Origin of the sequence: Marilutibacter spongiae (assembly GCF_014145325.1) — a bacterium.
Taxonomy (GTDB): Bacteria; Pseudomonadota; Gammaproteobacteria; order Xanthomonadales; family Xanthomonadaceae; genus Marilutibacter; species Marilutibacter spongiae.
In genome coordinates, this window is the sequence record NZ_JACHTF010000003.1 from 55,724 (window position 1) to 75,989 (window position 20,266).

Genomic DNA, 20,266 nt, shown 5'->3' on the forward strand with positions numbered 1-20,266 from the left:
GTACTCGGGGCATGATGCCTGCCAGGCCCTGGTCCGTCCGCAAGCGCCGCCATGAATGGCAGCGCTGGCTTCCTGCCTTCGCGCTGCTGTTCCTGGCGCCTGCGATCACGCCGTCGGCCACCGCTACCGGAGGCGACGTCCGGCCCGCCGCCATCGTCTCTGAGGGCTTCATCTACACCGAGGCGCCGTTCCCGCAGGCGCATGCCTCGACCCTGGTGGAAACCACCGGGGGTGAGATCGTCGCGGCCTGGTTCGGCGGTACCCATGAGCGCCACCCCGATGTCGAGATCCATGTCGCGCGCCTCGGCCCCGGGGGCTGGAGCACGCCGGTCGCGGTCGCCGATGGGGTGCAGGAGGACGGCAGCCGCCTGCCGACCTGGAACCCGGTGCTGTTCCAGGCGCCCGGGGGGCCGCTGTGGCTGTTCTACAAGGTCGGGCCCGACCCCCGCCGATGGTGGGGCATGGCCATGCGCTCCCTGGATGGAGGCCAGAGCTGGAGCGCCGCCGAGCGCCTGCCCGCCGGCGTGCTCGGCCCGATCAAGAACAAGCCGGTGGTGCTCGCCAATGGCGACTGGCTGTCGCCGTCGAGTACCGAGACGGGGACGGCGCGCGACGCGGACTGGCGCCTGCACTTCGAGCGCAGCGCGGACGGCGGACGGACCTGGGCGCGCACGGCCGCCGTCGAGCCCCTCAACGGACTCGATGCGATCCAGCCCAGCCTGCTGTTCCACGCCGACGGCCGGCTGCAGGCAGTGGCGCGCACCGCGCAGGGCGTGGTCGCTTCCACGTGGTCCAGCGATGGCGGCCACCACTGGACGCCCGTCGACGCGATCGACCTCGCCAATCCGAACTCGGGCACCGACGCGCTCACCCTGGCGGACGGTCGCCAGCTGATCGTCTACAACCCCGGCGCGCACCATCCCGAGACCCCGGGCAAGGGGCCGCGCTGGCCGCTCGCGGTCGCCCTGTCCGACGACGGCGTGCGCTGGCGCCGGGTGCTGACCCTGGAATCCGGGCCTATCGAACATGGCTACGCCTATCCGGCGGTGATCCAGGCCCGCGACGGCCTCGTGCATGTCAGTTACACCTGGGGCCGGGTGCGGATCAAGCACGTCGTCCTGGATCCCGCGCGGCTGGAGCCGGAGGCGTGACGGCATGCTGCCGAACCGGGGCCATCGCCGCCCTGCTCATGCTGCTGTCGCCGCCGGCCAGCGACGCTGCCGAAGAAGCCCTTGAGCCGGCATCCGCGCCGTATTCCGTGGCGCCGGCCCTGTTCGATGCGGATAGGCCGGATGACCTGGGCCTGGCCGTGGCGCCGGGCACGGAGACTTCCACCGTGTTCGCGCCGCGCGCGAAGGGGGATCGTTTCAGCAACGGCGTCGTGCTGGTGCCGTTCAAGGGACGGCTCTACGCACAATGGCAGCAGTCCGCGCGCGACGAGGACGCCCCCGACACCCATGTCGCCTACAGCCGCAGCGCCGATGGCGCGCATTGGGAGGCGCCCGCGTCGCTGGCGCCGGCGGGCCGCGAGGGGCGCATGCATTCCAGCGGCGGCTGGTGGACCGACGGACGCACCCTGGTGGCCTACGTGAACGTCTGGCCGACCGGCTTCCAGAGCGGCGACGGCGGCTTCACCGAGTACCGCCTCAGCACCGACGGCGAACACTGGAGCCCGCCGCGACGGATCACCGACGACGAAGGGCGTCCGCTGGAGGGCATCATCGAGCAGGACCCGCACGGTATCGGCGACGGACGCACGGTGACGGCGTTCCACCTGCGACCGGGCATGTTCGTCGCGCCGCACTACACCGACGATCCGCTGGCGATCTCGGGCTGGGTGCGCGGGCGCATGCAGCGCCTGCCGGCCGAGGGCCGCGCCAGCCGCGAACTCGAACCGAGCCTGTTCCTACGCGACGGGCGCGACGGCGCTCGCTGCGTGGTGATGGTGTTCCGCGACCAGGCCTCGAGTTTCCGTCAGCTGGCCGCCGAAAGCTGCGACCGCGGCCGAAGCTGGACGACGCCGGCGATCACCGGCATGCCCGACTCGCGTGCCAAGCAGAGCGCGGGCAACCTCCCCGACGGCAGCGCCTTCCTGGTCAACGCGCCCAACGCCGGCAAGCGTCGCGTGCCGCTGGCGATCACGCTGTCGGACGATGGCCATCGCTTCGACCGCGCCTTCCTGCTGCGCGGCGGCGACGACCTGCAGCCGCTGCGCTTCGAGGGGCGTTACAAGCGACCGGGCTACCACTATCCCAAGAGCGTCGTCTGGCGCGGCCACCTGTACGTGGGCTACGCGACCAACAAGGAGGATGTGCAGGTCACGCGCGTGCCGCTGGCGGCGCTCGCGCGTCCCTGACGGGCTGCGCGGGGGCGCGGCGGTCAGCGGTCCAGCCACCCGCGTGACACCGCTTCGCGCACGTCGTCCGCGGTGTCGAGGTCGAGTAGCAGTTCCGGTGCATCGAGCACCGCACGCGCATCGGTCGGCAGTTCGCGCAGGGCGCGGGCGAAACCGGCATCGCCGGAGGGGCGGCCCGGGCCCGAGAACCAGTCGCCGGGGACGACGGCGGGAATGCCGATGGCGTCGCCATGTCGGGTTGCCGCGCAGCGCGAACTCGCGCGCGCGGCGCCGTCGAGCAGGGCTTGAAGGTGGCCCAGGGCGAGCGCGGGCTGGTCGCAGGCGAGGACCAGCACCGGCACGCCCGCGCGGGCGAAAGCATCCCCGGCGCGGCGCAGGCTGCCGCCCATGCCCTCGCGCCAGTCCGGGTTCAGGACGACACGGCACGGCAGGTCGCGCACGGCATCGGTCACGGCGTCCGCCTGGGCCCCGACCACGACGCACGCACGCGAGGGCCTGCTTTCCAGCGCCAGGCGGGCGGCCCGGTGGACGAGCGTTTCGCCATCCCGGGTCAGCAGCGCCTTGGCGCGGCCAAGGCGTTGGCTGCCCCCTGCGGCGAGCACGATCGCCAGGTGCGCGCTGCTCATGTCCGGCCTGCCTGGCCCCGCCATTGCTGCAGTTGCGCCGCGATGCTCAGGGCGATCGCCTCCGGCCCCTTGCCCCCCAGGTCGATGCCCACGGGCGCGCGCAGGTGGGGCAGCAGGGCCTCGCGGACGTCGGCATGCAGGAGTTTCAACAGGTCGTCGCGGCGCCGCGGCGGCCCCAGCAGGCCGATGAAGGCGGCGCCGCCGCGCGCCGCGGCTTCCAGCGCCTCGCGATCGCGTTCGAAGTCGTGGTGCATCACAAGGACCGCGTCATGCGCGTCCCGCGCCAGCCGCAGCCCCGCCGATGCATCGGAATGGCGGGCATCGGCGTCGTCGCCGACGCCCTGCCAGCGCGGTCGCGGCTCGCACAGCGTGCGGCGCCAGCCCAGGTCGCCGAGGAGGTGGACGAGGGTGCCGGTTTCCGGGCCCGCGCCCAGCAGCAGGGCCGTCGGCGGACGGGGCAGGTGCAGGGCCCATTCGCGATTGCCCCCGCGCCAGGCCACGGGGGCCGCCGGCAGTTGCCAGTCGCACTGGCGTCCGGCGATCGCCAGGCCCACGCGGCCCTCGGCGTCGACGCGGCGTTCCAGCGGCGCGCCGCCGTCCCACCACGCGTCGAGCAGTTCGCCGGCCCCCGGCATCAGGCGCAGCGGCAGCAGGGCGATGCGCAGCCGCCCCCGGCATCCGATGGCACTGCCGGAAAACAGGGCATCGTCGTCGCGGGTGTCGATCTCGACCCATTCGACGCGGCCGTCGGCGTCGGCGCCCGCGGCCCGGCGCGCCAGTTCCGTTTCCAGGCAACCGCCACTCAGCCAGCCCGCCTGCTGCTCGCCGGCGAAGCAGGCCATGGCGCCCGGGTCGACATAGGTCGAGCCTTCGGTCTCGAGCACCATGGCCAACACCCCACGCGATGCGCGCGCCGCCGCCGCGAGCACCGGGCGCGGATGGCCGGTGGGCAGGAAGGCGGGCACGCGCGGGGCATGGTCGCCGGCATCGACGTCGTTGGCGGCGATGCGGCGGGCTACGGTCTCCATCGCAAGCCTCCAGGGGCCGGGCGGCGATCCCGGCAGGTCCGGCAACGCGTCATGCGATCGGCGGCATCTTGTCGATCAGCTTGTCGAGCGTGATCGGGTAGTCGCGCACGCGGATGCCGGTCGCGTTGTGGATGGCATTGGCCACTGCCGCGCCGACCCCGCAGATGCCGAGCTCGCCCACGCCCTTGGCCTTCATCGGCGAGGAAATCGGATCGGTCTCCTCGAGGAACACGACCTCCTGGTGCGGGATGTCGGCGTGCACCGGGACCTCGTAGCCGGCCAGGTCGTGGTTGACGAAGAAGCCGCGGCGCGTGTCGACCGCCAGCGCCTCCATCAGGGCCGCGCCGGCGCCCATCGTCATCGCGCCGATGACCTGGCTGCGCGCCGACTTCGGGTTGAGGATGCGTCCGGCCGCGCAGACCGCGAGCATGCGCCGGATGCGCACTTCCGCGGTCGCCGCATCGACGCCGACCTCAACGAAGTGCGCGCCGAAGGTGGACTGCTGGTATTCCTTGTCGAGGTCGCCGAACTCGATCGCGTCCTCGGCCACGATCTCGCCGTCCTTCGTGGCGTCGGCCAGCGCCACGCTGCGTTCGCCGTCGACGACCTGGCCATCGGCGAAACTGACGCCCGCCGGGTCCAGGCCCAGCCGGGCGGCGATGTCGCCGCGCAGCTTCATGCAGGCGGCATAGACGCCGGAAGTGGAGCTGTTGGCGCCCCACTGGCCGCCGGAGCCGGCCGAGACGGGGAAGTTTGAATCGCCCAGCCGCACCTCCACCCGGTCGAGCGGCAGGCCGAGCATCTCCGCCGCGGTCTGCGCGATCACGGTGTAGCTGCCGGTGCCGATGTCGGTCATGTCGGTCTCGACCACGAGACGCGGCCCGGGCGACAGGCGCACGCGCGCGGCGGACTTCATCACCAGGTTGTTGCGGAAGGCCGAGGCCACGCCCATGCCCACCCACCAGCGCCCTTCGCGCCGGGTGCCGGGCCGGCTGGCGCGGCGGTCCCAGCCGAAGCGCCTTGCGCCGTCCTCCAGGCACTGCACCAGCTGCCGTTGCGAAAACCGTCGCCCGGGCTTGGCGGGATCGACCTGGGTGTCGTTGAGGATGCGGAACCTGACCGGGTCCAGGCCGAGCTTGTCGGCCATCTCGTCCATCGCGATTTCCAGGGCCATCATTCCCGGCGCCTCGCCCGGCGCGCGCATGGCGTTGCCCTCCGGCAGGTCGAGCACGGCCAGGCGCAGGGCGGTCAGGCGGTTCGCGCCGGCATACAGCAGCTCGGTCTGCCCGGTCGCGGTTTCCGGGCCGCCGCCGGGCAGGTCGCCCGACCAGCTTTCATGGCCGATCGCGTCGATCCGTCCGTCGCGGTCGCAGCCGATGCGGATGCGCTGGATGGTCGCGGGGCGGTGGGTGGTGTTGTTGAAGATCTGCGGTCGCGCGAGCGCCACCTTCACCGGCCGCCCGGCCGCCTTCGCGCCCAGCGCAGCGAGCAGCGCGTCGGCGCGCACGAACAGCTTGCTGCCGAAGCCACCGCCGATGTAGGGCGATACCAGGCGCACCTTCTCGCGCGGAATGCCCAATGTGCGGGCGACGTCGCCGGCGCCCCAGGCGATCATCTGGTTGGAGGTCCACAGGGTCAGCGCGTCTCCCTCCCAGGCCGCGATGGACGCGTGCGGCTCCATCATCGCGTGCGACTGGTCGGGGGTGCGGTAGGTGGCGTCCAGCTGCACCGGCGCGGCGGCGAACGCCCCTTCGAAATCGCCCACGCGCACGTCGGGGTTGTCCTTGGGCTCGACCGCCGATCCCCGCGCCTGGTCGAGGTCGTGCACGCCCGCGGCGCGGGTGTACTCGATCCGCACCCGTGCGGCGGCGGCGCGCGCCTGCTCGAAGGTCTCGGCGACCACCAGGGCGACGGCCTGGTGGTAGTGCTCGATCTCCGGACCGGCCAGGAGGTGGGCGGTGTTGAAGCGCCCCTTGTCCAGCTTGCCCGCGTTGCGTGCGGTCACCACCGCCAGCACGCCCGGGGAGGCAAGGGCGACGCTGGTGTCGATCGAGGCGATGCGGCCCTTCGCGATCGCCGCGCCGACGACATGCCCGTAGGCGGCATCCGGTGCGACGTCGTGCCGTTCGTAGGCATATGGCGCGGTACCGGTGGTCTTGAGCGGGCCGTCGATGCGATCGGTCGGCTTGCCGACCACCGCGAGCCGGTCGATGGGATTGGTGGTGGCGGGGGTGTCGAATTTCATGGCGTGGCTCCCGCATCCACCAGCACGGCGGCGATGGTGCGCTCGACCAGCGGCACCTTGAAGGCGTTGTCCGCGGTGGTGCGCGCACCGGCGAGCAGCTTGGCCGCCGCGGCGCCCGCGCCGTCGGGCAGGGCCGCGTCGGCGGCCTCCACGCGCCAGGGCTTGTGCGCGACGCCGCCCAGGGCGACCCGGCCGCTGCCGTCGCGCTGGACGATCGCGGCGACCGACACCAGCGCGAACGCATACGAGGCACGGTCGCGCACCTTGCGATAGGCGTGTATCCCGCCCACGGGCGGCGGTAGGGTGACCGCGGTGATCAGCTCGCCGGCCTCCAGCGCGGTCTCCACCTGCGGCGTGTCGCCGGGCAGGACGTGGAAGTCGGCGATCGGGATCGAGCGCGTGCCGCCGTCCGCGCGGGTGGTTTCCACCGTGGCGTCGAGCGCCCGCATGGCGACGGCCATGTCGCTGGGATGGGTGGCGATGCAGGCCTCGCTCGTGCCCAAGATCGCGTGCCCGCGGCTGTAGCCCCCGATGGCCGAACAACCACTGCCGGGCACGCGTTTGTTGCAGGGTTGGTCGATGTCGTAGAAGTAGGGGCACCGCGTGCGCTGCAACAGGTTCCCCGCGGTGGTGGCCTTGTTGCGCAACTGCCCCGAGGCGCCGGCAAGCAGGGCGCGCGAGAGCACGCCGTAATCGCGGCGCACGCGGGCGTCGGCGGCGAGGTCGGTGTTGCGCACGAGCGCGCCGATGCGCAGGCCGCCGTCTGCGCTGGCCTCGATTCGATCCAGGCCCAGGCCGTTCACGTCGACCAGGTGGGACGGCGTCTCGACCTCGAGCTTCATCAGGTCCAGCAGGTTCGTGCCGCCGGCGATGAAGCGCGCGCCCGGCGTGGCCTTGATCGCGGCGACCGCGGCCGCGGGCGAATCCACGCGCTCGTAGCTGAAGGCCCTCATGAGCGGCTCCCGGCGACGTCGTTGATCGCCTCGACGATGTTGGAGTAGGCGCCGCAGCGGCAGATGTTGCCGCTCATGCGTTCGCGGATCTCCTCGTCGCTGGAGGTGGGCGCCGCGGTCAGGTCCTCGCTGACATGGCTCGGCACGCCGGCCTCGATCTCGTCCAGCATCGCCACCGCCGAGCAGACCTGGCCCGGCGTGCAGTAACCGCACTGGTAGCCGTCGCGGGCGACGAAGGCCTGCTGCATGGGATGGAGTCGTCCCGGGCTGCCGAGGCCTTCGATGGTGGTGATCGCATCGCCCTCGTGCATGACCGCCAGGCTCAGGCAGGCATTGATGCGCCGGCCACCGGCGATCACCGTGCAGGCACCGCACTGGCCGTGGTCGCAGCCCTTCTTGGTGCCCGTGAGCTTGAGGTGCTCGCGAAGGGCGTCGAGCAGGGTGGTGCGCGTGTCCAGTTCCAGCCGCCGGGGGGTGCCGTTGACCGTGAACGCCACCTCGCGGGTCACCGCGTCGCGGGCCGGCATCGGCGCGGCGGCCTGCGCCGCCCCGATGAAGGCGCGCGACGCGCCGCTGGCGGCCACGGTGGTGGCGCCGGCGATGATGAATTCGCGCCGCGTGAGTCGGAAACCGTCGTCGTCCTGCATGCCTGCCTTCCCGGATCGCGTGGGTGGGTGGGGGTGCCGTGTCGCTGGACCGGGCATCGGGGACCGGGCCATCGGCGTGAGCCGGACGGCAGGGCGCGACCATCGCAGGTCAGGGTGTCGCGACTGCGGCGCGCGCCGAGCGCCATCACCCGATCAATACCAATCCCACCGCGACCACGACGTGAAATCGAAACGATGGGCCCGCACCCGGGCGCGCTGCGCCAAGGGGCAGGCTGCACCGGCGCGCGCTGCGTGCAACACTGCGGACGTGACCAGCACTGGCCGGTCGTGGCGTTCGGGGAGATGCTCATGCAGGGCGATGGCCATTCCTTGATGCGGGGCGGGCCGGTCTTCCGCCTGTTCCAGGCGCTGGGCCTGCTGCGCCGCCGGCGCTTCCTCGCGCCATGGGTGGCCCTGGCCTGCCTGCTGGTGGCGATGGGCCCGCTCGTCGTCCTGTGTCTGTCCCAGGGCACGCTGGCCGGCGATCGCGTGGCGGTGCCGCTGCTGCACGACCCTGCGGTGTTGGCGAGGTTCCTGCTGGCGTTGCCCTTGCTGGTGCTGTGGGCGCCGCGCATCGACATGATGGTCAAGCGCGACCTGCGCCAGTTGCGCCTCCTGCCCCTGGTCCGGCGGGGCCGCGAGGCGCGGCTTGAAGCGATCTTCCATTCGATGCGCCGCCTGCGCGACGCCCGCACGCCGGAAGTGGTGTGCCTGGTCGCCGCGCTCGTGCCCTCGCTGTTCGGCATGGCGTCGCTCGAAGCCCTGCCGGGCATCGGCAGCTGGCGGGTCGCTGAAGGCGGCGGCCCCAGCCTCGCGGTGCAATGGCTCAACGTGGTGTCGATGCCGCTGTTCCGCTTCGTCGGTGCGCTTTGGCTGTGGCGCTTCTTTCTCTGGGTCCACCTGTTGTGGCGTTTGTCGAGGATCGGCCTGGTGCTTCGCCCGGCGCACCCGGACGGGGCCGGCGGGATCGCGTTCCTGGGCGTCGTGCAGGCGCGTTTCGCGATCCTGGCCTTCGCCGGTGGCCTGCTCATCTGCGGCGAGGCGGCGAACCAGGTGCTCTACCTCGGCGAAACGGTCCACGGCCTGCGCTTCCTGTTGCTGGGCTACGTGGTCGGCGTGACGGTCCTGCTGGTGGCGCCGCTGGCGCTGCTGGCGCCGACCATGCTGCGGGCCCGGCGCAAGGCGCTGCGGCGCTACGACCTGCTCGGCCACCGGATGGCACGCCGCTTCGACCGGCGATGGACGCGTTGGCCTGCCCCGTCGGGCGGCGACTCCCTGCTCGACGACGACGATGCCTCCGGCATGGCCGACTACGCGGGCGGCCCGTACCAGGCGGTCAAGCGCATGTCCTCGATGCCGCTGTCGCGCGTCAACCTGCTCGCCATCGTGTTGATGGCCGGCGTGCCGCTGGTACCGCTGGTGTTCCTCGCGATCCCCCTTGTCGATCTGCTTGGTCGCATCTTCTCGACGCTGTTCTAGACCGGGGGCTGGGCCAGCGCGCGCACCGCGGCGGCGAAGTCGCGGGCGAAGCCGGCCATGTCGAACAGGCTCCCGTCTCGCCGGCGCGCGGCGACTTCGGCGCGCAGCGCCGCCAGCGCGGTGGGATCGCGGCCCAGGGCGATGGCCTTGTCGATGAACGCGGTGTCGTCGGCAACGTTCATCTCGTCCAGGCCGAGGTGGTGGTTGAGGCTGCCGGCGACGCGCGCGGCGAAGGTCTCGCCGGGACAGGTGAGCACCGGGCACCCCACCCACAGCGCGTCCGACGCCGTCGTGTGCGCGTTGTAGGGGTGGGTGTCGAGGAACAGGTCGGCGTGGCGGAGGCGGGCCAGGTACTCCGCGTGCGCCTGCTTGGGCATGAACACCAGGCGCGCGGGGTCCAGGCCCGAAGCCGCCGCGTGCGCGCGCAGGCGGCCATCGGCCTGGCCCGGGCCCGACAGCAGCCACAGCACGCTGCCGGGCACGCCCCGCAGCACCGCGAACGCACGATCGACACTGCGCGGGTTGAGCTTGTAGCTGTTGTTGAAGCAGCAGAACACGACGCCTTCGGCAGGCAGCCCGCAGGCATCGCGCGCGGGCGCGGGCGGCACTTCGCGGCGGGTATCGGAGGGCTGGAACGCGCGCGGCAGACGCACGACGCGCTCGCTGAAGTGCGGCGCGAGGGCCTCGGGCAGCACGAAGGCATCGGCCAGCACGGCGTCGATCCAGGGCGCGCCCGAGGTGCCGGGATAGGCCAGCCAGTTCACCTGCACAGGCGCCGGGCGCATGGCCAGTACCTCGGGCGCGCCGCCGCCGCCCCAGCCACGCAGGTCGAACAGCACGTCGATCCCGCGTGCGCGGATGGCCTGGGCGACATCGCGGTGCGATTGCCCGGCAACCTCGTGCAGGGCGGTCGCCCCGGCGAGGCGCTGGCGGATCCGGCTGCCATCCTCGGGATTGAGCGCGAACAGGTGCGCCTCGATCCCGGCGGACGCGGCCTGCAGGGCCTCGAACAGGGCAACGGTCAGCAGGCCGGTGGGATGCGCGCCGAACCCGTTGGAGAGGAAGCCGGCGCGTATCGCGCCGCCGCGCCGGGCGGGTGCGGGGGGCAGGGGACGCACGTGGCGGGCGAGGGCGCCAGCGCGCAGGCCGGCGCAGGCGAGCTGTTCGGCCGCGCCGGCATCCTCGCTGAGGAAGGCGAACGGCTCGATCGCCGCGCGCCGGTCGCGCACGGCCTGCCGGACCTGCGCGGAGAGCCTGTCCAGTTCGCGCCAGTCGCAGAGCTTGCGCCGCCACGCCAGCAGGTAGGCGGCCAGTTGCGGTTCGCCCGGCGCCAGCGCGTGGGCGCGCGCATAGGCATCCGCGGCGGCTTCGGCTTCGCCCACGTCCTCGAGCACGTGGGCCAGCCAGACCTGGATGCCCGGATGGCCGGGTGCCGCCGCGGCAGCGGCGCGCAGGCTGGCGGCGGCGTCCGGGTGCCGGCCCTGCATGGACTGGGCGCGCCCGAGCCTCGCCAGCGCTTCGGGATGACCGGGCGCGAGCGCGAGGGCCCGGCGGCAGGCGGCTTCGCCCGCGCGCGCGTCGCCGGCTTCCAGCTCGGCGTCGCCCAGCACGATCCAGGCCATTGCGCTGCCCGGTTCCAGCGCGACCCGGGCGCGGGCGGCGGGGCGCGGGTCGGCGTCGGGCGTGCTCATGTGCGCGGCGTGTCGGCGTCGGTTCCGGCCAGGGGGCCGGGGCCTGCGAGCGGCAGGCTGTACCACTGCGAGGCATCTTCGTGCCAGCCGGCGGCCCGGTACAGGGCGCGCGCGGCGTCGTTGTCGCGGTCGGTCTCGAGCATCAGCCGCGCCCCGCCCGCGTGCCCCGCGGCGACCGCGGCGGAATCGAGCAGGAGTCGCCCGACACCGCAGCGGCGGACGCGCTCGGCGACGAACAGGTCGTTGAGGATGAAGATCGGGGCGGTGCGGACCGAGGAATACATCGGGTACAGCTGGGCGAAGCCCAGCAGCTCGCCCTCCAGCTCAGCAAGGATGATCACGGACTGGTGCTTCTCGATCCGTTCGCGCAGGAACGTGCGGGCGCGATCGGGGTCGGCGGCCTGGCCGTAGAACTGGCGATAGGCGTCGAACAGCGCGGCAACGCCGTCGAGGTCGGCCAGGGTGGCGCGGCGGATGGTCGTCGTCATGGGGCCCCTGTCGGCGTGCGTGGGGGGCCATTGTGCCAAGCCCCCGCCGGGCCTGCCCGGACGCGCGGCGCGAAGCGGGCCGTCGCGCCTAGTGCGCGTCCGTCAGGCGCGCCAGTTCGTCGGCCTGGTGTTCGGCCAGCAGTCGCTCGACCAGCGCGTCCAGCTCGCCTTCGACGATGTTGGGCAGGTCGTAGAGGGTCAGGCCCTCGACGCGGTGGTCGGTGATGCGCCCCTGCGGGAAGTTGTAGGTGCGGATGCGCTGGCTGCGGTCGCCGCTGCCCACCTGCAGCTTGCGGGTCTCGGCCTGGGCGGCGGCGGCCTGCGTGGCCTGCGCCTCGGCCAGCATGGCCTGCAGGCGCTTCATCGCCTTGTCCCGGTTGGCGTGCTGGCTGCGCTCGGTCTGGCTTTCCACCACGGTGCCGCTGGGCAGGTGGGTGATGCGGATCGCCGAGTCGGTCTTGTTGACGTGCTGTCCGCCCGCGCCGCTGGCGCGGAAGGTGTCGACCTTCAGCACGGCCGCGTTCAGCACGATCGGCTCGCCCTCCGGTTCGACCGGGATGATCGCCACCGTGGCCGCCGAGGTGTGGATGCGCCCCTGCGACTCGGTCTCGGGCACGCGCTGCACGCGATGGGTGCCGGACTCGAACTTGAGCTTCGAGTACGCGCCCTGGCCCTCGACGCGGGCGATGACCTCCTTGAAGCCGCCGTGCTCGCCGGGGCTCGCGGACTCGACCTCGACCCGCCAGCCCTGGCGCTCGGCATAGCGCGAATACATGCGGAAGAGGTCGCCGGCGAAGATGGCGGCTTCGTCGCCGCCGGTGCCGGCGCGCACCTCCAGGTAGAGGTCGCCGTCGTCGCGGGGGTCCTTGGGTACCAGGTGGGCGAGCAGCTCGCGGTCGAGGCTTTCCAGTCGCGCGTTCGCCGCGGCGATCTCTTCCTCCGCGAGTTCCCGCAACTCGGGATCGCCGCGCATCGCCTCGGCGGTCGCCAGGTCGGCCTCGGCCCGGGCTTCGTCGGCGAGCGCGCTGGCGACGGGTTCGAGCTGTGCGAACTCGCGCGAGAGCGCGCGGAAGCGCTTGGCATCGCCGATCACGCCGGGATCGGCGAGCAGGCGCTCGAGTTCCTCGCGGCGTTCGACCAGGGCTTCGAGCTTCTGTCGCAGGGAAGGATGCATGGGCTACCGATGGGAAGGGAGGGCCGGGAATGGAGAGGGCGCGAACGACGCGGGCTCGGGGCGTCGCTAGGGTTCGTCGGGCGACGTCGCCCCGGCCTCTTCGATTCCGGATGCCCGGCCTTCCGGCAACGGGGGGAACAAGCGGTCGACCGCACGGCCCAGCTCGGCATTGCCCTCCACCGCGGCCTCGCGCAGGGCGACCGTTGGTGCGTGCAGCAGGCGGTTGGTCAGGGTGTGGGCGAGGTAGCCCAGCACGACCTCGGGGTCGGTGCCGGCTGCGAGTTGCTGGCGGGCGCGGGCCAGGACGTCGGCCTTGGCCACTTCGCCGTGCGCGCGCAGGCGCTTGAGCGGTTCGGTGCGGGTGCTGGCGGCCAGGGTCTCCACGAAACGCGTGACCTGCAGGTCGATGATCGCCTCGGCTTCGTTGGCGGCTTCGCGGCGACCGCGGCGGTTGTCCTCGATCGTGCGTTCCAGGTCGTCCACCGTGTACAGGTAGACGTCGGCCAGTTCGCCGACGTCGGACGCGATGTCGCGCGGCACCGCCAGGTCGAGCAGCAGCATCGGCCGGTGCTTGCGGCGGGCGAGGGCGGCGACGACCTGGGCCTTGTGCAGGATCGGGGATTGCGCCGCGGTTGCCGACAGCACGATGTCGGCCTCGTCGAGGTGCTTGTCGATCTCCGCGAGCGGCAGCGCGACGCCGCCGTGGCGCGTGGCCAGGTCCTGCGCGTGGGCCAGGGTACGGTTGGCGATCATCAGCCGCCGGGCGCCGCCCTGGGCGAGGTGGCGCGCGGCCAGTTCGATGGTTTCGCCGGCGCCGACCAGCAGGACGTTGGAGTCCTCCAGCCGGGCGAAGGATTCCTGCGCCAGGCGCACGGCCGCGGAAGCCACCGAGACCGGGTTGGCGCCGATGCGGGTATGGGTACGCGCGCGCTTGGCGGTCGAGAAGGCCTGCTGGAAGAGGCGGTCGAGCTGGCTGCCGAGGCTGCCGTTGCCGCGCGCGAGCGCCCAGGCCTCCTTCACCTGGCCGAGAATCTGCGGCTCGCCCAGGACCAGCGAATCCAGGCCGGTGGCGACCCGGAACAGGTGGCGCACCGCGTCGGCGTCTGCATGACGGTAGAGATAGCCGTGGAGGTCGCCGGCATCGTCGGGGTGGGTGGCCAGCCAGTCCGCCAGCGCGCTGCCGTCGCCGTCGGCCACGGCATAGAGTTCGGTGCGGTTGCAGGTCGACAGCAGGGCCGCCTCGTGCACGCCCGGCAGGTCCTTCAACGCCATGAGCGCGCGCGGCACCGCGTCGCCGGCAAAGGCCACCCGTTCGCGCAGGGATACCGGCGCGGTCTGGTGGTTGATGCCAAGGACGAACAAACTCACGTATCGGGTCTCGCTGGGATCGCGGCGGGCGCCGCGGGCGCTCGATCTGCGATCCCGTTCAGGTGCTTGCGATAAGCTGCTGGCTGCTGAAAACGCCGACATTCTACCGGGCCCGGACCGGTTCGGCGTGACCCGTCGTTGTATCCACCGTCCCCAACGGAATCTCCGCCCGATGCGCTCCAGACTCCTGACCACTGCCGTCCTGCTGGCCCTGGCCGCGACCCTGCCCGTCGCGCGGGCCGTCGAGGCGCCGCCCGTGCTGACCGCGCCAGGGGCCAGCGACGACCCGGCGGTGCGCACGCTGGGGCCGCTGATGACCGCCGAGTTCGCCCTCCAGGCCGGTCGCCTGGACGAGGCCGCCGATGCGTATCTCGAAGCGGCTGGAGAGGCGCGCGACCCGCTGCTGGCCGAGCGCGCCACGCGGATCAGCCTGCTCACCCAGGACGACGCGCGCACCGCGCGGGCGCTGGGCCTGTGGCGCGAGCTGGGAGCCGAAGGGCTGGACCTGCTCGCCGCCGAGGCGTCGCTCTCGCTGCGCCAGGGCCAGGAACGCAAGGCGCGCCGGCAGTTGTCGGACCTGCTCGCGATGCCCGGGCCGGGCGGCTGGCGGCAGGCTTTTGGCGTCCTCGCCACCGGCAGCCACGATCCCGCGCAGTCGGCCCGGGTGCTGGAATACCTGGTCAAGCGCGACCGCATACCGTCCCAGCTCGAAGCCTGGATGGCATTCGGCGGCCTGGCCCTGCGGCTGGATTCGCCGGGGCTGGTGGACGCGATCGTCGAACGCGTGATCGCGCACTTCCCGGGTGAGCCGCGCGTGGCCCTGCTGCGGGCCAGCCAACTGCGCGAGGCCGGCGAGTCCGATGCGGCGCGCGAGGTGCTGGCCGGCATCGATCCCAAGGCCGCCCGCGACCCGGTCCTGCGCCAGAGCATCGCCCACGAGTACGACCGCCTGGGCGACCTCGACCTCGCCGAGCAGACCCTGGCGCGTGGGCCCCAGGACGACCAGAGCTATGCCACGCGCGCCTCGCTGCTCGCCCGCGACGAGGACAAGGCGGCGCTGACCGCGCTGTACGACGAACTGCGCCGGGACGCTGCCGCGCCCGAGCCCGCGCGACGCCTGCTGCTGGGCCAGATCGCCGAGTTCCTCGAGCGCCACGAAGAGGCGCTGGACTGGTATGCCGGCGTCCCCGGCGGCCTGCTGCGCTGGCAGGCCCGGCTGCGCAGCGCCAACGTCCTGCATGAACTCGACCGGCGCGACGAGGCCTATGCCGCCCTGGCCGCCATCCAGACCGACGCCGCCGCACCCGATCCTGCCCGCCAGGACGCCTACCTGCTCGAAGCGGCCCTGCACCAGGAGGACAAGGACGACACGGCCGAGATGGACGCCTTCGCCCGCGGCCTGGCGACCTTCCCGGACGCGCCGGAGATCCTCTACGCCCGTGCCCTGGCCTGGGAGCGTCGCGACGACATCCCACGCGCGGAGGCCGATTTCCGCAAGATCCTGGTGATCGAGCCCGACAGCGTCGCCGCGCTCAATGCGCTCGGCTACACACTGGCCGACCGCACCACGCGCTACCAGGAGGCATTGGAGCTCATCAATCGCGCCCGCACCGCGCAGCCGGAGAACGCGGCCATCATCGACAGCTACGGCTGGGTGCTCTATCGCCTCGGGCGCCCGCAGGAGGCGGTGGTGGAACTGCGCCGTGCCCTGGCCCTGCAGGAGGACGCCGAGATCGCCGCCCACCTGGCCGAGGTGCTCTGGGTGCTGGGCAAGCGCGACGAGGCGCGCAAGGTCTTCGAACAGTCCCGCGCGATCGACCCGGAGAACCGCTCGCTGCGCCGCGCGCTGGAGAAGCTCGGCCTGCCGCTCGCCCCACCGGCCGACGGCGGCGACGAAGACGGCGGGGGCGACCGCGCCCCGGCCGGGGCGCCTGCCGCATGAGCGCGCGCCTGCTCGGCGCCGTCGCGCTCGCCGCCCTGTTGTCCGCCTGTGCCACCGCGCCGGCCCCGCAGGCTTTGCCGCCGGCGCAGCGCGCGCAGGCCGAAGCGCGCCTGGACGCCCGTGAAGCGGCCCTGCGGCCGGTCCTGGACTGGTCGATGAGTGGCCGGGTCGCGGTCTCGATCGGGCGCGACGGCGGCAGCGGTCGCCTGGAATGGCGGCAGCGCGCGGACGGCTACACGGCCGAATTGAGCGCGCCGATCACCCGGCAGGGCTGGCGTCTCAGCGCCGGGCCGACCGGTGCCCGCCTGGAGGGTTTGGAGGGCGGCCCGCGCACCGGCCCCGACGCGGGTGCGCTCTTGCTCGAGACGACGGGCTGGTACCTGCCGATGTCGGCGCTGGCCGACTGGGCACGGGGCCTGCGCGCGGCTTCGGCCGGGCCCGCGCGGGTCGAGTTCGATGCGCACGGCCGCCTGGCGGTGTTGCAGCAGGATGGCTGGCAGATCCGCTACGAATGGCCCGACGCCGCCAGCGGCGAGGGCGTCGAGCTGCCGCGCCGGATCGACGCGCGCCACGACGACGGCATGCGCGAGGCGCGGGTCAAGCTGATGGTCGACGCCTGGCAGGGCGCCGCCGGCGATGCCGCTTCCGGGGGCTGAGGTGCCGACCGGCGAGGGGACAGTGGCGATGGGTTCAGCTTTCGACCCGCGACCCGATGCAGACGGCTGGCTGGCCTGGCCGGCACCGGCCAAGCTGAACCTGTTCCTGCACATCACCGGGCGCCGCGAGGACGGCTACCACTTGCTGCAGACCGTGTTCCGCCTGCTGGACTGGGGCGATACGATCCGCCTGCGCCCGCGCGAGGACGGTCGCATCGTCCGCCATGGCGGTTCGGTGCCGGGCGTGGCGGAGGCCGACGACTTGACCGTGCGGGCTGCCAGCATGCTTCAAAAAGAGGCTAACGTCGACAAAGGCGCTGACATCTGCATCGAAAAGCGAATTCCGGCGGGCGGTGGCTTCGGCGGCGGCTCCACCGACGCCGCCACCGTCCTGGTCGCCCTGGATGCCATGTGGCAAACGAACCTGGGCCTGGACCGGCTGGCCGCGATGGGCCTGGCGCTCGGGGCGGACGTGCCGGTTTTCGTGCGGGGACGGAATGCCTGGGCGGAAGGGGTCGGCGAACGCCTGACGCCGATCGCGCTGCCCGCGGCGGCCTACGTCGTGCTCGATCCTGGGGTGCATGCCCCGACCGCCGCGCTCTACCGTGCGCCGGAATTGACGCGCGATGCCGCGCCCGCGACAATATCGGACTTCGTTTCGGGCGTTCCGCTCGGCAACGTGTTCGAGCCGGTCCTGCGCGCGCGGGAGCGCGCCGTCGATGCGGCGTTTTCCGTGTTGTCCGGACTGGGTCGCCCGCGGCTGACCGGGTCGGGCAGCGGCTGCTTCGTCGAGTTCCCGTCGATGGAACTCGCCGGACGCGCGCTGGCGACGCTGCCCCCGGGCCTTGCGGCCTGGACGGCGGCCGGTGCGGCGCGTTCGCCCTTGCTGGACGCGCTCGAACATTACGCATCACACCGGGATGCCCACACGGGTTCCGGCGCGACAACGGGCTGAACACAGGGGCGTCGCCAAGAGGCCCAAGGCACCAGGTTTTGATCCTGGCATTCGTAGGTTCGAATCCTACCGCCCCTGCCAGTTCGGTTCGCTGTCGCGGCTCCGGCCAGGACGCCGGGGTCGGCAAAGACCTGGAGCTCCACCCGCAATCCCATGGCCGCACCGGCGTCACCCCGCCGACCGGCCGGCCCCTCGTCCACGAACACCGCATCGCCGGAGTCCGATCGTGCAAACCGACCGCAACCTGCTGGTGTTCAGCGGCAACGCCAACCGTCCCCTCGCCGACGCCGTCTGCAAGGAACTGGGCATCCGCCTGGGCAAGGCCCTGGTCAGCCGCTTCTCCGATGGCGAGGTCCAGGTCGAGATCGAGGAGAACGTCCGCCGCCAGGAGGTGTTCGTCATCCAGCCGACCTGCGCGCCGAGCGCCGAGAACCTGGTCGAACTGCTGGTCCTGGTGGACGCGCTCAAGCGCGCCTCGGTCAGCAACGTCACCGCGGTGGTGCCGTACTTCGGCTACGCCCGCCAGGATCGCCGCCCGCGCTCCTCGCGCGTGCCGATCACCGCCAAGGTCGCCGCCAGCATGTTCAGCGCCGTGGGCACCGACCGCGTGCTGACCGTCGACCTGCATGCCGACCAGATCCAGGGCTTCTTCGACCTGCCTGTCGACAACGTGTACGCCTCGCCGCTGCTGCTGGCCGACATCTGGCGCGCGCACGGCACCGACAACATGGTGGTCGTCAGCCCGGACGTCGGCGGCGTGGTCCGCGCCCGCGCGATCGCCAAGCGCCTGGACGACGCCGACCTGGCGATCATCGACAAGCGGCGTCCGCGCGCCAACGTCGCCACGGTGATGAACATCATCGGCGACGTCGAGGGCAAGACCTGCGTGCTGGTCGACGACATCGTCGACACCGCCGGTACCCTCTGCGCGGCGGCCAATGCGCTCAAGGCGCAGGGCGCCACCAAGGTCGTCGCCTACTGCACCCACCCGGTGCTGTCGGGCGCGGCGATCGACAACGTGACCCGTTCGCAGCTCGACGAGCTGGTGGTGACCGACACCATCCCGCTCACCGACGCCGCGCGGGCCACCGGCAAGATCCGACAGCTCAGCGTGGCCGAGCTGCTGGCCGAGACCATCCGGCGCATCGCGTTCGGCGAGTCGGTCAGCTCGCTCTACGTCGACTGAGCCCGCCGGGGGCGGGAATCGGGAATCCGGACCCGGGGCGGCCATGGCCGCCGGCATCGAGTCCCGATTCCCGATTCCCGGTGCCCCGGGAACGGAGGCTTTCCTGGTCGCGGGAGAGTCCAACAGCCGCCGCGAGGCGGTCCAACGCTAGAAAAAGTGAGTAATCGAAATGTCTGAACACAGCCTCAAGGCCGCCAGCCGCAAGGTCGAAGGGAAGGGTGCGAGCCGCCGCCTTCGCCATGCCGGCGTGATCCCGGCCATCGTCTACGGCGGCAAGTCCGAGCCCAAGTCCATTGAGCTCGAGCACGAGAAGACCTGGCTCGCCAGCCAGAACGAGTGGTTCTATTCCTCGATCATCGACCTTGAAATCGATGGCAAGAGCGAGAAGGTCCTGCTGCGCGACATGCAGCGCCACCCGTACAAGCAGCTGATCATGCACCTGGACTTCCAGCGCGTGACCGCCGGCCAGGCCCTGCGCACCAGCGTCCCGCTGCACTTCGTCAACGAAGACAAGTCCGCTGCCGGCAAGGCCGCCGACGTCGTCGTCACCCATGAGCTGAACGAAGTCCAGATCAGCTGCCTGCCCAAGGACCTGCCGGAGTTCATCGAGGTCGACCTCGCCGAGCTCGAGCTGGGCCAGACCATCCACCTGTCGGAGATCAAGCTGCCCAAGGGCGTCGAGATCCCCGAGCTGAAGCTGGGCAAGGAGCACGACGTCGCCGTGGTCGTCGCCCGCGCCGGCCGCGTGGAAGTCGACGAAGCCCCGGCCGACGAGGCCTCGGCCGACGTCCCGGCCGCCAAGGTCGAGAAGGACGAAGAGTAAACGCGTACCGCGGGCGGGCCTCCCCGGAGGCCTGTCCGCGCACGCGGTTCGCTCGCCACGCGTCCGATGGCCGATCTGCGCCTCATCGTCGGGCTGGGGAATCCCGGTCCCGAGCACGCCCGGACCCGGCATAACGCCGGGTTCTGGTTTGTGGACGCCCTGGCCGAGCGCCTGGGCGCCCGTTTCAACGTGGACGCCAAGCTGTTCGGGTCCACCTGCAAGGTCGACATCGCCGGCAAGCCGGTGTGGCTGTTGAAGCCGGCGACCTTCATGAACCTGTCGGGCAAGTCGGTCGCGGCGGCCCTGCGCTTCTGGAAGATCGACCCCGACCAGGCCCTGCTGGTCCACGACGAGCTCGACCTGCCGCCGGGCACCGCCCGCCTCAAGTTCGACGGCGGCCATGGCGGCCAGAACGGCCTGCGCGACACCATGCGCCTGCTCGGCCACGGCGGTTTCCACCGCCTGAGGATCGGCATCGGCCACCCCGGGCACAAGGACAAGGTCACCCCCTGGGTCCTCGGGCGCCCGAGCGGCGACGATGAGACAATGATCCTGCGCGCGATCGACGCCGCCATCGACGTCCTGCCCCTCGCCACCCACGGCGACTACAACGAGGCGATGAAACGGCTGCACACGGCGAAGCCGTGAT

The 20,266-nt window shown here is 72.3% G+C and carries 18 protein-coding genes and 1 tRNA gene; 10 read left to right on the forward strand and 9 right to left on the reverse strand.

The annotated features are described in order from the left end of the window. Positions 1-11: 11 nt before the first annotated feature. Positions 12-1,151 (forward strand): sialidase family protein, encoded by a 1,140-nt coding sequence (locus tag H4F98_RS03435; RefSeq protein ID WP_246372828.1) that lies wholly within the window; start codon positions 12-14, stop codon positions 1,149-1,151. Next, positions 1,148-2,356 carry a sialidase family protein gene (locus tag H4F98_RS03440; protein ID WP_343064720.1) on the forward strand — a complete coding sequence of 403 codons (1,209 nt, stop codon included), beginning with the start codon at positions 1,148-1,150 and terminating at the stop codon, positions 2,354-2,356. Before H4F98_RS03435 ends, H4F98_RS03440 begins: the two co-directional genes overlap by 4 nt. 23 nt (positions 2,357-2,379) lie before the next feature. On the opposite strand, the gene H4F98_RS03445 is transcribed toward H4F98_RS03440, so the two are convergent. The 5 genes from H4F98_RS03445 to paoA are packed head-to-tail and all read right to left on the reverse strand — an operon-like array spanning position 2,380 to position 7,855. After that, complete coding sequence (locus H4F98_RS03445; RefSeq protein WP_246372830.1) at positions 2,380-2,982, reverse strand: nucleotidyltransferase family protein; 603 nt, start codon at positions 2,980-2,982, stop codon at positions 2,380-2,382. Then, on the reverse strand, positions 2,979-4,010 hold the full coding sequence (locus tag H4F98_RS03450; protein ID WP_182685274.1) for an XdhC family protein: 1,032 nt from the start codon (positions 4,008-4,010) through the stop codon (positions 2,979-2,981). Before H4F98_RS03450 ends, H4F98_RS03445 begins: the two co-directional genes overlap by 4 nt. Positions 4,011-4,059: 49 nt before the next feature. Beyond that, positions 4,060-6,255: an aldehyde oxidoreductase molybdenum-binding subunit PaoC gene (gene paoC, locus H4F98_RS03455; RefSeq protein WP_182685275.1), complete on the reverse strand. Its 2,196-nt coding sequence runs from the start codon at positions 6,253-6,255 to the stop codon at positions 4,060-4,062. Beyond that, a complete protein-coding gene (locus tag H4F98_RS03460) occupies positions 6,252-7,208 on the reverse strand; it encodes an FAD binding domain-containing protein (RefSeq protein WP_182685276.1) in 957 nt (318 codons plus the stop codon). The genes paoC and H4F98_RS03460 overlap by 4 nt, the downstream gene beginning before the upstream one ends. Further along, a complete protein-coding gene (gene paoA, locus H4F98_RS03465) occupies positions 7,205-7,855 on the reverse strand; it encodes an aldehyde dehydrogenase iron-sulfur subunit PaoA (protein ID WP_182685277.1) in 651 nt (216 codons plus the stop codon). Before paoA ends, H4F98_RS03460 begins: the two co-directional genes overlap by 4 nt. Positions 7,856-8,050: 195 nt before the next feature. On the opposite strand from paoA, the gene H4F98_RS03470 reads away from it, so the two are divergent. Continuing rightward, positions 8,051-9,334, forward strand: coding sequence for a hypothetical protein (locus tag H4F98_RS03470; RefSeq protein ID WP_220479076.1), 1,284 nt, complete (start codon positions 8,051-8,053; stop codon positions 9,332-9,334). Here H4F98_RS03470 and H4F98_RS03475 read toward each other — a convergent pair. The 4 genes from H4F98_RS03475 to hemA form a co-directional block, all read right to left on the reverse strand. Next, a complete protein-coding gene (locus H4F98_RS03475; protein ID WP_182685279.1) occupies positions 9,331-11,025 on the reverse strand; it encodes an O-linked N-acetylglucosamine transferase, SPINDLY family protein in 1,695 nt (564 codons plus the stop codon). The two genes, H4F98_RS03470 and H4F98_RS03475, sit on opposite strands and share 4 nt — an antisense overlap. Then, positions 11,022-11,513, reverse strand: a complete 492-nt coding sequence (locus tag H4F98_RS03480; protein WP_182685280.1) for a GNAT family N-acetyltransferase — start codon at positions 11,511-11,513, stop codon at positions 11,022-11,024. Before H4F98_RS03480 ends, H4F98_RS03475 begins: the two co-directional genes overlap by 4 nt. Before the next feature lie 88 nt (positions 11,514-11,601). Further along, entirely contained in the window at positions 11,602-12,687 is a 1,086-nt protein-coding gene (prfA, locus tag H4F98_RS03485; RefSeq protein WP_182685281.1) for a peptide chain release factor 1, read from the reverse strand. A gap of 66 nt (positions 12,688-12,753) precedes the next feature. After that, positions 12,754-14,055, reverse strand: coding sequence for a glutamyl-tRNA reductase (gene hemA, locus H4F98_RS03490; protein ID WP_182685282.1), 1,302 nt, complete (start codon positions 14,053-14,055; stop codon positions 12,754-12,756). A 172-nt stretch (positions 14,056-14,227) separates the two neighbouring features. On the opposite strand from hemA, the gene H4F98_RS03495 reads away from it, so the two are divergent. The 7 genes from H4F98_RS03495 (at position 14,228) to pth (ending at position 20,265) form a co-directional block, all read left to right on the forward strand. Next, on the forward strand, positions 14,228-15,997 hold the full coding sequence (locus tag H4F98_RS03495) for a tetratricopeptide repeat protein (RefSeq protein ID WP_182685283.1): 1,770 nt from the start codon (positions 14,228-14,230) through the stop codon (positions 15,995-15,997). Then, positions 15,994-16,653 carry a lipoprotein insertase outer membrane protein LolB gene (gene lolB / locus H4F98_RS03500; protein WP_182685284.1) on the forward strand — a complete coding sequence of 220 codons (660 nt, stop codon included), beginning with the start codon at positions 15,994-15,996 and terminating at the stop codon, positions 16,651-16,653. Before H4F98_RS03495 ends, lolB begins: the two co-directional genes overlap by 4 nt. 28 nt (positions 16,654-16,681) lie before the next feature. Then, complete coding sequence (ispE, locus tag H4F98_RS03505) at positions 16,682-17,608, forward strand: 4-(cytidine 5'-diphospho)-2-C-methyl-D-erythritol kinase (protein ID WP_182685285.1); 927 nt, start codon at positions 16,682-16,684, stop codon at positions 17,606-17,608. Between the two features lie 4 nt (positions 17,609-17,612). Next, positions 17,613-17,689, forward strand: a tRNA-Gln gene (locus H4F98_RS03510). A 145-nt stretch (positions 17,690-17,834) separates the two neighbouring features. Continuing rightward, positions 17,835-18,794: a ribose-phosphate diphosphokinase gene (locus tag H4F98_RS03515; protein ID WP_141518874.1), complete on the forward strand. Its 960-nt coding sequence runs from the start codon at positions 17,835-17,837 to the stop codon at positions 18,792-18,794. 169 nt (positions 18,795-18,963) lie between these two features. Then, a complete protein-coding gene (locus H4F98_RS03520; RefSeq protein ID WP_182685286.1) occupies positions 18,964-19,617 on the forward strand; it encodes a 50S ribosomal protein L25/general stress protein Ctc in 654 nt (217 codons plus the stop codon). 66 nt (positions 19,618-19,683) lie between these two features. Beyond that, positions 19,684-20,265: an aminoacyl-tRNA hydrolase gene (gene pth, locus H4F98_RS03525; RefSeq protein ID WP_182685287.1), complete on the forward strand. Its 582-nt coding sequence runs from the start codon at positions 19,684-19,686 to the stop codon at positions 20,263-20,265. The last annotated feature ends 1 nt before the right edge of the window (position 20,266 follow it).